Here is a 14,651-nt window from a genome sequence, read left to right as displayed (position 1 = left end):
CCTTTTGATTGGGGTGCAGGCTCGTCTCCAGTTGACTTATCGGGGCATTTTCAGTTTATTACTCAAACATCAACTACAATAAAAAAAACCGCAAAAATGGACACCCATTTCACGGTTTTTATTTTAATTATGCATTTAAATCAGCAACAAACGCTTTCGGAAAGGATGGTGTTTCTTCCACTGCTGAAACTCGTTCAATATCGGCACCTAAAACAGCGAGCTTTTGATGGAAGTCAACGTACCCTCGATCAAGATGCTTTAATTCTGTGACCCGAGTCACACCATCTGCAACTAATCCTGTTAAAATTAGAGCAGCTGCAGCCCGGAGATCTGTGGCAGCTACTTCTGCACCTTGTAAATTACACGGTCCGTTTAAAATGACAGAACGACCCTCAATTTTGATATCGGCATTCATTCTGCGGAATTCTTCCACATGCATGAAGCGATTTTCAAATACGGTCTCTGTAATCATACTTGTTCCATTTGCATGTAATAGCAAAGCCATCATTTGTGATTGCATATCTGTTGGGAAGCCAGGATGCGGCATTGTCTTAATATCGACAGCCTTAAGCTTCTCAGGCCCAATAACTCTTAGACCGTCTGCTTCCTCCTCAAACATAACACCCATCTCTTCCATTTTTGCAATGAGAGATGTTAAGTGTTCTGGAACCGCACCTCTCACTAATACATTTCCTCCCGTAATAGCCGCTGCAACCATGAATGTTCCAGCTTCAATTCGATCAGGAATAATTGTGTGATCAGCACCAAATAGAACGTCAACACCTTCAATGCGAATCGTTCCAGTTCCAGCGCCACGTACTTTTGCACCCATTTTATTCAAGAAGTTAGCTAAATCAACAATTTCCGGTTCTTTGGCAACATTCTCAATGATCGTAGTACCTTGTGCTAAAGTAGCAGCCATCATAATATTTTCTGTAGCACCAACACTTGGAAAGTCCAAGTAAATCTTGGCACCATGTAATCGGCCATTTGATTCTGCTTCAATAAAGCCATTTCCTACTTTGACCGTTGCCCCCATTGCCTCAAAGCCTTTCAAATGCTGGTCAATTGGTCTCGACCCAATCGCACAACCGCCAGGAAGTGCCACACGAGCACGGCCATTTCTTGCAAGTAATGAACCCATTACTAGAACTGAAGCACGCATTTTACGAACATATTCAAATGGTGCCTCGACTTTTAACTCTCTAGATGCATCGACAGTGACTTCATTATTTTTAAACGTCACATCGGCGTTTAAATAGCGTAATACCTCATTGATCGTGTATACATCGGAGAGAGTTGGCACATCACGAATTACGCTTTTTCCGTCACTTGCTAATAATGATGCGGCAATAACTGGCAAAACTGCATTCTTTGCTCCTTCAACTTTAACAGAACCGCTTAGCCTTCTACCGCCGCGGACGATGATTTTTTCCAAGTGTATTCCCCTCCGCGTCCAATTTCTCTATATTAATATTCAATCGTTATGATTGGTGTGCCAACTACAAGGGTAGTCTTTGCGCCCAATCCTGTAGTTCGGATTCCAAGTTGTAAATTCATATCCTGATTATTCGTTGTTAACCCATTGGTAAATTTTGGTGAATAAGCAGATGTCGAGATAAAATCTGTTTCATTTAGTGATTCAATTTCTGTTGCCTCAAACTTGTCAAGTAGTCGATTTACAGTAAAAGGCAAAGACGTATTTATCTTATCATTGAAATCACCTTTTACACAAGTGAAAATTGTGGGTTTTTCTCGAAATATGTCAGATAAGAGTGCATTAAGGTCCTCTTTTATAAATTGCTCTGTTTTTCGCGTAAAATTCTTGCCTTGGATTTCATAAATAATGTAAGTTTGTGGGTTTTGATCTGTGAGGGTAGATAAAATCTGAATGCTCTCTTCCATTGTTTGATTCGATGTTTTGCTCGCTTTTGATTCCCATTTTTCAGAATCAGAATTAGTCTCCCATGTCCAATCTGGAAAGACGTTCTTGAGGTGTCGAACAAGATCCTGAATATCCTCTGGGCTGTTTGCCGTTATTTTTTCTCTTGCATGTAAAGACCATTCATTAATATCTATATTCTCACCCTTTAAAACTGTCACTATTGATAAAAGGTCGTGCATATTTTTGGTATTTGCGAATTTTTCCCCAGCTTGAACAAAAGTAACTCCTATGATTACCACTACAACAATAAACGCCATCCAATTTCTCTTCATCTTTTAATTCCTCCCCTTAATACCATTGTTACCAAGAAGAGAATAAGCATACTGAAGAGTTATCGTCACTTTTTGACAAATATGCAAGCTTTTAAAAAATGACGTATTGATTATGTTCCAACGAAGGTTGTTTCTTTTTTCATTCACCTGAATCGATTTCATAATATACAACCGGTCTTTAAAAAACGAACAATATTGAGTTTAAAGTCATTTATATCCGCATAATACGAATTAAATATCTGTAATAGTTCATTCATGTTCGTTTTTTAACTTGAAGTGCGCAAGTATGAAATTGACTCACCTAAGTATCACTGGATGGCTTAATATGTTTAATTTATCACACAAGGAGAATTGTATCGAATAATCCCATAAATAAAAAAGGCAGGATGACCTATCTTTTGTAAGATTATTTCCCCATTTATCCAAGCTTAAAGCCCTGTTTTGAAAAATATTTTCCAAATAGGCAGTCTTCTGTCGTGTTTTTTCGAAAAAAGGTTTCCATGATTTGTGTTCGATTTGCCTTGTCTAAAATTGCTCAAGTATGAACATTTTTTTACATTACTGAAAAATCATTGGCAACTGCTGGGACCACAATAGGTAATCCAGGAAAAAATTGCTTACGCTAGAACCAATAATAATAGACAATAATATAAATAATACTCGTGCTTGAAAAACATGGTTTGCTCGCAAAAATTTATCAAAATTTAAGCTCTGCAAAGCCCACCAAGCTAATGCAATAAAACAGAGATGTGAAATAATACTGATCAGTGCTTGGTGCCCAAATCCTGAAGTCATGGACTACTCCCCCTTCTTTATCAAGCTAGCATACATCGTTCACATTCGCAAACGTACCCTTCTATTTGACGTTTATGTTACAAAAAGGTTTCAGTTATTTTTATTTTTTACAAAATTTATTTTCGATCCTATTTTTACTGTTGTCCTCATATAGGAGGCAAGTTTTGTCGACATTTGGCGTAGGATACTCTCAGCCCTTCTTTCCTCGGTCTGAATGTGTGCTTCAACCAAAGACCTTCAGCTCTTCTTTCCTCTGATCGAATACCCGCTCTAAAAGGCCGTGGGCACTCCAACTAACGCTGTCTGAGTGAGTATCAGAACTTAATTGCTTTTTTGTTTGACCCACTTTTTCCTCTCAATTGACTCTTACATTAGGCAGCACGACAGCTGCTAACGTTATCAACATGAAAAGAAGGGGCCCCCTTCCCCTTCTTTTCGCGTTCTATTATATAAATCCCCTTGTTCATTTTCTGATTCCCCCAAATCAGAAAATACCCGTTATTGAAAACCACCGAAGTTGGTGTGGAAGAAATCAAGCGCCGTATTTGGAAAAAATCCAAATGCAATCGTTGCGAGGACACATATTCCAATTGCTACACCAATACCGACTGGTATTTTCTTTTTTTCCACTTCCCCATCTACCGGAGATGGTCTAAAGAACATTTGCGTTAAAATGCCAAAATAGTAGAAGTAAGAAACGACCGTTGTGGCAATCATTAGTGCTGCCAGAATATAGTGTGCTGGTTCTGATATTAACGCTCCCATGAAAATGTTTAATTTTCCGATAAACCCTGCGGTTCCCGGAATGCCTGCCAGTGAAAGGATAAATACTCCCATTGCGACAGCGAGCCATGGTGTACGTTTGTACATTCCTGCAAATTGGGCAATATCCTCGTTGTCGTTATTTGCTGTCATTAATTGAATCACAGCAAAGGCTCCTACGTTCATGAAGAGGTATGCTCCTAAGTAGAACCAGATGCTCTCGAACATAAAAACCGACATCGAAGTGACAGCGACTAATAAATAACCGGCGTGGGCAATACTTGAATAAGCAAACAGCCGTTTAATATTGCGCTGACGCAAAGCAATAACATTTCCAACAACCATCGTGACTCCTGCTAGAACAGCAATGAAATCTTGCAGCTTGAACAGCAACGGAGTAACTGAATCAACACCAGTAGCTCCAGCCTGCGTATTGGAAAACACGATGACAACCATTCGAATTAAAATGACAAATCCTGCTGTTTTTGACACAACACTTAAGAAAGCTGTAACAGGAGTTGCCGCCCCTTGGTAAACGTCCGGTGCCCACATATGAAACGGAGCTGTGGCCAGCTTAAAGGATAAACCAACTAGTAGCATGAAAAAAGCAATCCCCATTAAATAGCTGTATTGAGAATTATTCAATTGAGGTAGAACGTTTGTCATTTCCGCTAAATTCGTCGTTCCGGTAATCCCGTAAAGATAGCTCATTCCAAAAAGAGTAACGGCTGTGGCAATACTTCCATTAATGATATATTTCATCGCTGATTCATTTGATGGCAGATGCTTCTTCCGAATTCCCGCTAAAATATAGGAAGAAAGGGAAAGAAGCTCTAGACCAACAAACAACGTAATTAAATCACCACTTGAGGACATGATCATCGTACCGAGCAAACCGGCCAATAATAGGTAGTAGAATTCCCCTTTAAACTCTTCCATTCCTTCTTTTGGTCTATAGCCTATCGCAAGGAGCATAATTAGAGCCGCTCCGATGAGCAAAAGAAGCTTGAATACCTTCGCAAATGCGTCTAGCTTAAATGTATCGTATAAAATGGTGACCGTATCTACGGCAAATAAATTCATTAACGCTGCAAGTGCTGCAAGTATACCAGCAAAACCGACCCAGCCAAGAATCCTTCTATCAAAACGCTTCGGTGCGAAAAGGTCTACTATCGATAAAATGGTCGCAACTCCCAAGATGATAAATTCCGGAGCCATCGCGCCCCATTGATATGATAAAAGCGTATCTAGATCCATCTCATCAACCCCCTAACCCAAGCATGATAGTTTCAAGTGTGGAATGGAGCGGATCGCTTAGTACACTTGGGTAAACACCAATCAAGACAATTAGCGCCAACAGCGCAACAACTGGAATAAATTCAACTGACTTTAAATCAGACACTGCTATAAAATCACGATTGGCTCTTCCATAGGTCATGCCAAGGACAGCTCGGAGTAAATAAACAGCCGTCATAATAATCCCTATACAGCCAATGGCAGCGAGAATTGGCATTTCCTCGAACAGTCCGAGAAAGGCCATAAATTCACTAACAAAACCCGACATTCCCGGCAAACCTAACGACGCCATAGCACCGGCTAACAAAAAGCCTGCAGCCAGTGGCATTCCTTTCGCCATCCCACCAAGGTTTGCAATCGTCGATGTGTGGAATCGTTCGTAAAAGACCCCTACTAAGAAGAAAAGAAGGGCGGAGATCAATCCGTGTGAGACAACTTGGAAAATGGCTCCTTGAATTCCTGCTTCATTGAGAGCACCTAAACCAATCAGTACGATCCCCATATGGGATATGGACGAGTAAGCAAGAACCATTTTAAAATCGCTTTGCTTAAAGGCAAGAAATGCCCCGTATAAAAGGTTCACGACTCCCAGTACGGCAAGTAGTACGGCGATAGATTTAAACTGCTCCGGGAAGATTCCCATTCCGAAACGAATCAAACCGAAGGCGCCAATTTTCAATAAAATTCCTGAGTGAAGCATCACGATCGCTGGCGGTGCCTGAACGTGAACCCGCAGCATCCATGTATGCAACGGAAAGATTGGCAGCTTTACACCAAAAGCAATAAGAAGGGCAATTAGCAAGCCAAATTTCAACGTCTCAGAAAACGGCGCAACAGTATTTGCATTCTCTACGGCCATCAGCTGTGCCAGCGCATCAATATTTGCTGTTCCTGTTCTTGCAAACAGAACCATGATCACGATTAAAAGGATGGCCGACCCTAAGCCGTTATAGATTAAATAACTATAGGCTGCTTTTTCCTTTTCGAAATAACCCCATTTTCCAATCAGGAAAAACATCGGGATCATCGTAATTTCAAAAAAGATGAAGAAAAGAATAAGGTTTTGAGCAGCAAATACTCCAAGCATCCCGACCTCCAATAAAAGGAATAACATGAAGTAGCCTTTCCATTCTTTTTTAATATGAATGGAGGCAATGGCGGCGAGTGTAGAAATAACTGCCGTTAAGACGATTAATACTAAGGAAAAACCATTTAAGCCTAATTCATAGTCAATTTTAAATAAGTCAAAGGCCTCATAATCCCCAAAGCGAATCCATTCGATTTGAATATCGTATTTCTTTAAATGATCGCTCCCTCCAATAAAGGCGACAAGCGCTAGCACAAGAGCAGGGAGGGTTGCTAAAAAACCGACTGCTTTAATCGCTACTTCTTGTGTTTTTGGCATAAGAGCAAGAACAGCTATTCCTAAAAGAGGGGAAAACACTAGGATAGAAAGAAAATATTCGTTCATTTTAAGTACCCCCCTGTTAAAGCAAAAATCACAATCAGGACAGCCAATCCAACAAAGGCCACTGTTCCATATGCTTGTACCTGGCCATTTTGAATTTTAGAGCCAATGATGCCAAGCCCATGAACGATTCCAGCCACCAGCTTCACTAATCCTTCGACAATGAATGTTTCAATGAAGCTAAGAACCGCTGTGAAGCCTTTTGTTGCTTTCACTACGGTTAATTGATAAAACTCATCGATATAGTACTTGTTATACAGCACATTGTACGTAAGCGGCATTCTTACCGTCAGCCAGTCTCTTTGAATTGATTTTTTACCATAGATGAGCCATGCTAAATAAATTCCAAGTAGAGACACCACTGTTGCCACAATCATAATCCATGCTGGACCTTCAATATGACCATGCCCCAATGCGTCATTATCAGCAACAAGCCAGTCTCCGAGGAAGGTACCAAACCATGGGGTATTTACATAACCCGCTACAATCGCTAAAATTCCAAGAACGATCATCGGGAACGTCATGACAGATGGTGACTCGTGGACTTCTTTCTGCTTGCCGCGAGCATCCCCGGTAAAGACCATAAAGAATAACCGGAACATGTAGAACGCGGTAAAAAACGCAGCAATGACAGCTAGCCAAAACAAAAATGTATTCCCATGAACCCAGGTTGAAATTAAAATTTCATCCTTACTGAAGAAACCGGAGAATAACGGAACCCCGCTAATCGCCAGCGTTCCAATTAAGAATAACGGCCCCGTGAGCTTCAGTTTTTTCCAAAGACCGCCCATTTCCTCTATATTTTGCGTGTGTACCGCATGAATGACACTACCAGCAGCCAAGAACAGCAATGCTTTAAAAAAGGCATGTGTCATTAAATGAAAGACACCCGCAACATAGCCTGCCGATCCTAAGGCCAGCATCATATAGCCAAGCTGACTGACAGTGGAGTAAGCGAGTACTCTTTTAATATCCTTTTGCACTAAACCGATACTGGCAGCAAAAATAGCAGTGAACGCCCCGATGATGGCAATCGTCATTAGTGCAGCCTCACTTGCTGCAAAGAGCGGGAATAATGCTGCTACTAAATAAACACCAGCGGCAACCATTGTCGCAGCATGGATTAAAGCAGAAACTGGCGTTGGACCTTCCATTGCGTCAGGTAGCCAAGTGTGCAACGGAAATTGACCAGATTTTCCCACCGCCCCAACAAAAATCAATATGGCGGTAAGGGTGATCATTCCTGCTGAAATTGCGCCTTCATCTACTGCTTGGAAAATCTCATTATACTCAAAGCTTCCAACTTGCCAGAATAATAGAATCATCCCGATCAGCAAGCCGACATCACCGATGCGCGTCATGATAAAAGCTTTTTTGGCAGCAGCCTTTGCCTCCTCTTTATAAAAATAAAATCCAATTAAGAGGAAAGAACCTGCTCCCACTAACTCCCAGAAAATATAAGTTTGCAATAAATTTGGGGATACGACCAGCCCCAACATCGCAAATGTAAACAGCCCTAAATAGGCATAAAAAATGTGAAACCGCCCATCTCCATGCATGTAGCCTTTTGAATAAGTATGTACGAGAAAGCTAACAAGCGATACGATGACGAGCATTAACGCATTTAATTGATTGACTTCAAAACCCGCTGTTAATTGAACATCCCCTATTGTAAGCCATGTCACTTCGGCTTTATAAGTCGGGTGGTTGAAGCGCTCAAACAACACCACCAAAGAGTAGACCAAAGATGCAAGTGTGAGCACCATTCCGATGTACGCACTATTTTCCTTTAGTCTCCTCCCAAATAGAAGAAGGAACAAAAATGATAAAAGCGGGAAAAGCGGTATGATCCATGCATTCTCCATCAATATCACAATCCCCTTTTTAGAACGCGTTTGTTCTCACGCGTTTGATTGAGGCCCGCATTTTAAGCGGGTCGTGTAACAGATTATTAGTTTTTCATTGTGTCCATTTCATCGATATTGACTGTTTTACGATTGCGGTAAAGGGCGATTAAGATCGCGAGACCAACGGCGGCTTCCGCCGCTGCAACTGCAATGGTAAATAACGCAAAAACTTGCCCAGTTATCGATGGAATCATGCCAAATTTACTAAATGCAACGAGATTAATGTTGACTGCGTTAAGCATGAGTTCAATTGAAATTAACACGATGACCGTATTTCGCTTCGTTAGTGCACCGTATAGTCCGATACAGAATAGCACTAATGCGAGCGTCAGGTAGGCAGAAATGGGAACTCCACTCATTCCTTTTTCGCCTCCTCTTCATCATCTTTTTTGGCCAAAATAATCGCCCCGATCAGCGCTACTAAAAGCACAACAGACGTTAACTCAAATGGAATAATAAACTTCGTATACAGCGCTATCCCGATTTGTTCTGTATTATTTTCATGAAGGTTCGCGGCTGGCGAATTGAAGTCTAGATTGTAAATTCCAATATAGACAGCAAAAGCAAATCCAAGCACGCCCAAAAAGAGCAGCACTTTTCTCAGCCTTCCTCCCTTCACTTCGCTTGTGTCGTTATGGCGTGTCAGCATAATGCCAAATAACATAATAATCGTAATCGCGCCAGAATAGATGAGAATTTGTACAACCGCTACAAATTCCGCTGACAGCATGACGTAAATTCCCGCAAGGCTGACAAATGTAAAGACAAGGGCGACGACCATATGCACAACCTTTGATAAATTGAGTAATAGGACGCCTCCCATAACCGCTACAATGGCTAGAATAAGGAACGCTAATAATTCACCTGAAAATGTCATGCTTTATTCACCTTCCGAACATTCTCATCATTTTCGTCCAACCATTCAAGATTTTTAAAAAGATCATCGCGGCTATACTCGGCTAGTTCAAAATTATTGGTCATGACGATTGCTTCCGTCGGACAGACTTCCGTACATAAGTCGCAGAGAATACAAATTTCAAAATTAATATCATACGTATCGATAATTTTACCCTTTTTCGTCGGGTCTGGATGTTTTTTTCCAGTTAATTGAATACAATCAGTCGGGCAAATATTGGCACATTGATTGCAGACAATACATTTTTCCGGATAAAATTTCTGAATTCCACGAAACCGATCTGGCAGAGGAATTGGTTTTTTCGGATAATCGTAGGTTGGCTTTTCTTTTGTTAAGTTTTTCAGGGTATACTTTAAACCTTTCGCTAATCCAAGCATGTTTTTTCACCCCTTGTGATAAAAGTGATGTATCCTTTAAAAAAGGCTGAGAAGCTCTTTAATAATCGCCGTTAAAAAGATGTTCGCAAGCGCCACTGGTAAAAGCACCTTCCAACCAAATTCCATTAGTTGATCCGCTTTAATCCGCGGGAACGTACTGCGGAACCAAAGCAACATAAACACCACTAGGCTGAACTTTAATGCAAACCATACCGCTCCTGGAATAAAGTCTAGGAATGAGAAGATTGGCAACCAACCACCTAAAAATAGCACAGTTGTCAATGAGGCCATCGCAAACATATAGACATATTCTGCAAGCATGAAAAAGGCCCAGCGAAATCCTGAATACTCAACAAAGTATCCGGCTATAAGCTCATTTTCCGCCTCTGGAAGGTCAAAAGGAATCCGATTCAGCTCCGCCACTGATGCGATAAAAAACACTAAAAACCCAATAGGCTGAATGAGAATGTACCAAACGTTTTCTTGTGCCGCCACTATTTCATTCAAATTCATGCTTCCAGTTAATAGGATAACGCCAAGCACAGACATAACGAGCGGAATTTCATAAGAAATCATCTGTGCGGCTGCACGCATTCCCCCAAGCAAGGCGTATTTATTATTCGATGACCAACCAGCCATGACAACTCCTATCGTGGTCAACCCTGAGATGGCTATATAATAGAGAAGTCCCACACCAATATCGGCAAATTGCAATTTGTCCGTAAATGGAATCGTTGCAATAACGACAAAGGATGGAGCAAAGGCTATCACTGGAGCTAAAATAAATAGCGGTCTGTCAGCTAATTTTGGAATCGTGTCTTCTTTTAATAGAAGCTTTAAGACATCAGCCACGGTTTGCAGCAGTCCCCAAGGCCCTCCTACCTGATTCGGCCCATACCGAAGCTGCATAAATCCCATTACTTTACGTTCTGCCAAAATGGCATATGTAACAAATCCTAATATGACAAGTAGCAAAACTAAGGCAAGGATAAAAAAGATTCCAAAGTTTAAAATCCCTGGCTGTGAGTGCAATAAATCCTGAACCATTAGCCGTCCACCTCCCCTAGGATAATATCAACAGCTCCTAGAATGGCAATCAAATTGGAGATGCTTTCTCCTTCCAAAAGCTTCGGGAGAATTTGCAGATTGTAGAAAGATGGTCTTCTAAATTTTAAGCGGTACGGCTCCTTCTTGCCGTCGCTTGCGATGTAACAGCCAATTTCACCACGTGGAGATTCAATTCTAACGAATGCTTCTCCTTTTGGTGCCTTAATGATTTTTGGCACTTTTGCGATCACAGGACCTTCTTCTGGAAATTGTTCCACGCACTGCTCTAATATTTTCAAAGACTCTTCAATTTCAGCAAATCGAACATGATAACGAGAAAGAACGTCGCCCTCTTCTCTTGTTGGGACATCGAAATCGAACCGGTCGTAAATGGAGTATGGCTCATTTTTGCGAAGATCCCACTTCATTCCTGTACAACGTAGATTTGGGCCGCTTAATGAATAATTTAGAGCGTCCTCTTTCGAATACTTGCCAATTCCTTTTACACGGTTAAGAAAGATTTCGTTTCCTGTCACGAGATCATGATAGCCTTTTACTTGCTCTCGCATATGAGGGATAAAATCTCGAACTTTATCTACCCATCCTTCAGGGGCGTCCCATTTTACGCCGCCTACACGCATATAGTTAAAGGTTAAACGGGCGCCGGAAAGTTCATTTAGAAGGTTCAAAATCATTTCTCTCTCACGAAATGCATACAGAAGCGGACTTGTAGCACCTAAATCAAGGACAAATGTTCCCCACCAAAGTAAGTGGCTGGATACACGCCCTAGTTCCATTGCCATCACACGAAGATATTCTGCCCGTTCAGGAACTTCAATTCCCATCATCGTTTCCACCGCATGACAGATGACATAATTATTGGTCATCGCAGAAACATAATCCATCCGGTCCGTATAAGGAATAATTTGTGTATATTGAAGGTCTTCTGCCAGCTTCTCCGTTCCACGATGAAGATAGCCGATAACCGGTTTTGCTTCCTTAATGGTTTCTCCATCAATCTTTAAAATCAACCGAAATACACCGTGTGTACTAGGATGCTGAGGCCCTACATTCAAGAGCATTTCTTCTGTTCTAAGCATGTTCACACCTCCACATCATACGGCTCATAATCTTTTCTTAGTGGATGACCTACCCAATCTTCACCAAGCATAATGCGGTGCAAATTCGGATGATTTAAGAACTTAATCCCTAATAAATCATACGCTTCACATTCAGGCCAGTTTGCCCCAGCCCAAAGGGGGCATAGAGATTCAATCGTCGGTTCATCCCGGTCAAGCTTCACTTTTACAGCCACTGATTGACTGTTTTTATAAGAATATAAGTGGACATACACTTCCATATGGGTCTCGTAATCGACACCATGCAATTCTGATAAGTAATCAAAGCCTAATTGTTCGTTATATTTAAGAAATTGGACCACTTTATAATAAGTCTCCCGTTTCGCAACAAGGGTTGGAACGTCCTTGGAGAGCCTATTAATATAAGAATCTTCCAAAACATCGTTGCCAAGATGCTCTTCTATAACTTTCACATATTTATCAAGATAAGGTTGATTGACTGAAGGCTTTACCTCTGCAACAGGCGCTTCGGCTCCTTTGCTCCCAGCTTTTGCCCTTGCGGCTGCTGCGGCTTTTGCTTTTGCGGCGGCAATAGCCTTCGCCTTTGCATCATCGCTCGCTTCTCCACCTTCTTGTTTCGCCTTTGCCGCGGCTTTTGCTTTCCCGGCTGCTGCAGCCTTCGCTTTTGCGGCTGCGATTGCCTTCGCTTTTGCATCATCTCCGACGGCTTCTGGACTTTCCTGTTTCGCTCTGGCGGCCTTTGCCTTGGCTGCTGCGGCGGCTTTTGCCTTCGCCGCTGCGGCTGCTTTCTTTTTCGCTAGGTCTTCATCCTCCGCTGGGGCTACTGCTTCCGACACTTCTGTTTCTTGCTGTTCTCTTGCTTTCTTCTTTGCCAGTGCCGCTGCCTTTGCTTTCTCAGCAGCTTCTTTTTTTAACTGTTCTAAATCTTTCTCTCCGCTCATCGATTAGATCACCTTCTTCCCGGTCTTCGCCTCGTAACGGATTTTCTCTTTTAATTTATTAATTCCATAAATTAGGGCTGCAGGATTCGGTGGGCATCCTGGAATATAGACATCCACTGGAACGATTTGGTCAACCCCTTTAACTACTGAATAGGACTTTACATAAGGACCCCCTGCTGTTGCACAAGAACCCATGGCAATTACCCATTTCGGTTCAGCCATTTGATCGTAAAGGCGTCTTACAATTGGTGCCATTTTTTTTGTTACTGTTCCAGAAACAATCATGACATCCGATTGACGCGGTGAGTTGCGATAAAAGGTTCCATAGCGATCTAAATCATAATGAGCACTACTTGAAGCCATCATTTCGATGGCACAACAAGCAAGCCCGAATGTCATTGGCCACAATGAATTACTCCGAGCCCAGCCTTTTATTTGTTCAAGTGATGCCATTAAAACCGATCGCTTTACCTCTTCCATTTCTTCTGGTGAAATATTCTCTAGTCTTAAATCCATTTTAGCACCTTCTTCTTCCATGCATAGACAAGTCCGATAAGTAGCATAAATACGAAAATAAGCATTTCTATTAAAGCAAAAATCCCAAGCTTTTCATAGGCAACTGCCCATGGGTACAAAAAGACCGTTTCCACATCAAAAATGACGAATAACAGGGCAAAAATATAGTAACGAACATTAAATTGAATGAGCGAGTCATTAAATGGATCGTTACCGCTTTCGTATGTGGTATATTTTGCATCCGAAGGAACACTTGGACGTAAAAGTTTCGCTAAAAATAGCGCCACCACTGGTAATAATACCCCGAGACATAGAAACACCACTACAATCAGATAGTTATTCTGATATAAGTTTAAAAGTTCCATACCCCTTCCCCTCCAAAGTAGTATAACTTTTCAAAACTTTATAACTTGTAACCGAATTCATTATAACATTGTTACAAACTTGTGTCGATAAAGCCTAGACACTTTTAAAATGACATTCTTCCATTTTTTTGATAGTAAATATTTTCCTTGACGACTTCAAAAAAACACCTCTCTATCCAGTCTATGCACAGTTTCATTTTTTATTTAAAACTAGTTTCATAAACTTGTCTGTGAGAATTGTCAATAATTGTTCACTTTTTAACGATCTATTTTAGTAGGATGATTGTATCCGTAGAATAATGAGGTTTTTAAGAGGAGCTCGTTACGGCAGTGGTGAAGGTTATGCTTTTTTAGTGATTGCACTTGTTTTGCTGATCATCGCACGTTTTTTCAGTTTTTACCGATCATTTCACTTATTCCTGCTATTTGGCGAAATATGGAATGAACAAGATGCAGGCACGATTCCCTTTAATATCAGCTCTGTGATCACGATAAAAACACCTTCCGACAAATCGTCGAAAGGTGTTTGCTATTATTTATTTGCCTGCTACGCTGATACGGTTAAGAGCTCTTTGCAGAGCAAGTTCAGCACGTTTGTAATCAATGTTTTCTTGCTTTTGTGCATGCAGGCGTTGCTCGGCACGTTCCTTTGCCTTTAATGCACGATCTACATCAATGCTATCAGCGACTTCTGCTGCCTCTGCCAAGATCGACACTTGGTCAGGTCTGACTTCAAGCAGACCACCACTGACCGCAATATATTTTGTATTTCCACCCGTGATTAAACGGACAGCTCCTATTTGTAACGGTGCAACCATTGGAATGTGTCCTGGTAAGATCCCAAGCTCACCGCTTAGAGCCTTTGTGCTGACCATTTCCACATCTGATTCATACACCGGGCCATCGGGAGTAACAACACTGACTTTAATCGTCTTCATTTTTTA

General features: G+C 41.4%; 14 protein-coding genes and 1 pseudogene. All 15 read right to left on the bottom strand.

Translation table 11 applies throughout. From position 1 onward, the window contains the following. Positions 1-127 precede the first annotated feature (127 nt). On the bottom strand, positions 128-1,438 hold the full coding sequence (gene murA, locus NST02_RS03600) for a UDP-N-acetylglucosamine 1-carboxyvinyltransferase (protein ID WP_095312031.1): 1,311 nt from the start codon (positions 1,436-1,438) through the stop codon (positions 128-130). 32 nt (positions 1,439-1,470) lie between these two features. Continuing rightward, positions 1,471-2,217 (bottom strand): YwmB family TATA-box binding protein, encoded by a 747-nt coding sequence (locus tag NST02_RS03595; protein ID WP_095312033.1) that lies wholly within the window; start codon positions 2,215-2,217, stop codon positions 1,471-1,473. Positions 2,218-2,775: 558 nt separating this feature from the next. Beyond that, positions 2,776-3,012 carry a DUF1146 family protein gene (locus tag NST02_RS03590; RefSeq protein WP_095312034.1) on the bottom strand — a complete coding sequence of 79 codons (237 nt, stop codon included), beginning with the start codon at positions 3,010-3,012 and terminating at the stop codon, positions 2,776-2,778. Between the two features lie 498 nt (positions 3,013-3,510). Then, positions 3,511-5,031, bottom strand: coding sequence for an NADH-quinone oxidoreductase subunit NuoN (gene nuoN / locus NST02_RS03585; RefSeq protein ID WP_340948038.1), 1,521 nt, complete (start codon positions 5,029-5,031; stop codon positions 3,511-3,513). A gap of 4 nt (positions 5,032-5,035) precedes the next feature. Then, positions 5,036-6,541, bottom strand: coding sequence for an NADH-quinone oxidoreductase subunit M (locus NST02_RS03580; protein ID WP_095312038.1), 1,506 nt, complete (start codon positions 6,539-6,541; stop codon positions 5,036-5,038). After that, on the bottom strand, positions 6,538-8,406 hold the full coding sequence (gene nuoL, locus NST02_RS03575; protein WP_095312040.1) for an NADH-quinone oxidoreductase subunit L: 1,869 nt from the start codon (positions 8,404-8,406) through the stop codon (positions 6,538-6,540). Before nuoL ends, NST02_RS03580 begins: the two co-directional genes overlap by 4 nt. Before the next feature lie 83 nt (positions 8,407-8,489). Beyond that, a complete protein-coding gene (nuoK, locus tag NST02_RS03570) occupies positions 8,490-8,804 on the bottom strand; it encodes an NADH-quinone oxidoreductase subunit NuoK (RefSeq protein ID WP_095312042.1) in 315 nt (104 codons plus the stop codon). Next, positions 8,801-9,322 carry an NADH-quinone oxidoreductase subunit J gene (locus NST02_RS03565; protein WP_095312044.1) on the bottom strand — a complete coding sequence of 174 codons (522 nt, stop codon included), beginning with the start codon at positions 9,320-9,322 and terminating at the stop codon, positions 8,801-8,803. The genes nuoK and NST02_RS03565 overlap by 4 nt, the downstream gene beginning before the upstream one ends. Next, positions 9,319-9,738, bottom strand: coding sequence for an NADH-quinone oxidoreductase subunit NuoI (gene nuoI / locus NST02_RS03560; protein WP_019153948.1), 420 nt, complete (start codon positions 9,736-9,738; stop codon positions 9,319-9,321). The genes NST02_RS03565 and nuoI overlap by 4 nt, the downstream gene beginning before the upstream one ends. 36 nt (positions 9,739-9,774) lie before the next feature. Next, positions 9,775-10,785 (bottom strand): NADH-quinone oxidoreductase subunit NuoH, encoded by a 1,011-nt coding sequence (gene nuoH / locus NST02_RS03555; RefSeq protein ID WP_095312046.1) that lies wholly within the window; start codon positions 10,783-10,785, stop codon positions 9,775-9,777. Next, complete coding sequence (locus NST02_RS03550; RefSeq protein ID WP_095312048.1) at positions 10,785-11,885, bottom strand: NADH-quinone oxidoreductase subunit D; 1,101 nt, start codon at positions 11,883-11,885, stop codon at positions 10,785-10,787. Before NST02_RS03550 ends, nuoH begins: the two co-directional genes overlap by 1 nt. 2 nt (positions 11,886-11,887) lie before the next feature. After that, positions 11,888-12,817: pseudogene (locus NST02_RS03545) on the bottom strand (NADH-quinone oxidoreductase subunit C); the annotation flags it as partial. 12 nt (positions 12,818-12,829) lie between these two features. Beyond that, positions 12,830-13,306 (bottom strand): NuoB/complex I 20 kDa subunit family protein, encoded by a 477-nt coding sequence (locus tag NST02_RS03540; protein ID WP_373315125.1) that lies wholly within the window; start codon positions 13,304-13,306, stop codon positions 12,830-12,832. 26 nt (positions 13,307-13,332) lie between these two features. Next, positions 13,333-13,707 (bottom strand): NADH-quinone oxidoreductase subunit A, encoded by a 375-nt coding sequence (locus NST02_RS03535; protein WP_019153953.1) that lies wholly within the window; start codon positions 13,705-13,707, stop codon positions 13,333-13,335. Between the two features lie 536 nt (positions 13,708-14,243). Continuing rightward, positions 14,244-14,645 carry a F0F1 ATP synthase subunit epsilon gene (locus NST02_RS03530; RefSeq protein ID WP_095312054.1) on the bottom strand — a complete coding sequence of 134 codons (402 nt, stop codon included), beginning with the start codon at positions 14,643-14,645 and terminating at the stop codon, positions 14,244-14,246. Positions 14,646-14,651 lie beyond the last annotated feature (6 nt).

The organism is Robertmurraya sp. FSL W8-0741 (genome assembly GCF_038004005.1).
In the GTDB taxonomy this organism is placed as follows: Bacteria; Bacillota; Bacilli; order Bacillales; family Cytobacillaceae; genus Robertmurraya; species Robertmurraya siralis.
Note: the sequence above shows the minus strand (reverse complement) of the source record. Positions and strands in the feature narration are given on the sequence as shown.

Coding starts and splice junctions, on each gene's coding strand:
- nuoN (WP_340948038.1), bottom strand. CDS start 5,031: ATGGATCTAGATACGCTTTTATCATATCAATGGGGCGCGATGGCTCCG.
- NST02_RS03540 (WP_373315125.1), bottom strand. CDS start 13,306: ATGGAAGAGGTAAAGCGATCGGTTTTAATGGCATCACTTGAACAAATA.
- nuoI (WP_019153948.1), bottom strand. CDS start 9,738: ATGCTTGGATTAGCGAAAGGTTTAAAGTATACCCTGAAAAACTTAACA.
- NST02_RS03530 (WP_095312054.1), bottom strand. CDS start 14,645: ATGAAGACGATTAAAGTCAGTGTTGTTACTCCCGATGGCCCGGTGTAT.
- NST02_RS03535 (WP_019153953.1), bottom strand. CDS start 13,707: ATGGAACTTTTAAACTTATATCAGAATAACTATCTGATTGTAGTGGTG.
- NST02_RS03590 (WP_095312034.1), bottom strand. CDS start 3,012: ATGACTTCAGGATTTGGGCACCAAGCACTGATCAGTATTATTTCACAT.
- NST02_RS03565 (WP_095312044.1), bottom strand. CDS start 9,322: ATGACATTTTCAGGTGAATTATTAGCGTTCCTTATTCTAGCCATTGTA.
- NST02_RS03550 (WP_095312048.1), bottom strand. CDS start 11,885: ATGCTTAGAACAGAAGAAATGCTCTTGAATGTAGGGCCTCAGCATCCT.
- nuoH (WP_095312046.1), bottom strand. CDS start 10,785: ATGGTTCAGGATTTATTGCACTCACAGCCAGGGATTTTAAACTTTGGA.
- NST02_RS03595 (WP_095312033.1), bottom strand. CDS start 2,217: ATGAAGAGAAATTGGATGGCGTTTATTGTTGTAGTGGTAATCATAGGA.
- NST02_RS03580 (WP_095312038.1), bottom strand. CDS start 6,541: ATGAACGAATATTTTCTTTCTATCCTAGTGTTTTCCCCTCTTTTAGGA.
- nuoK (WP_095312042.1), bottom strand. CDS start 8,804: ATGAGTGGAGTTCCCATTTCTGCCTACCTGACGCTCGCATTAGTGCTA.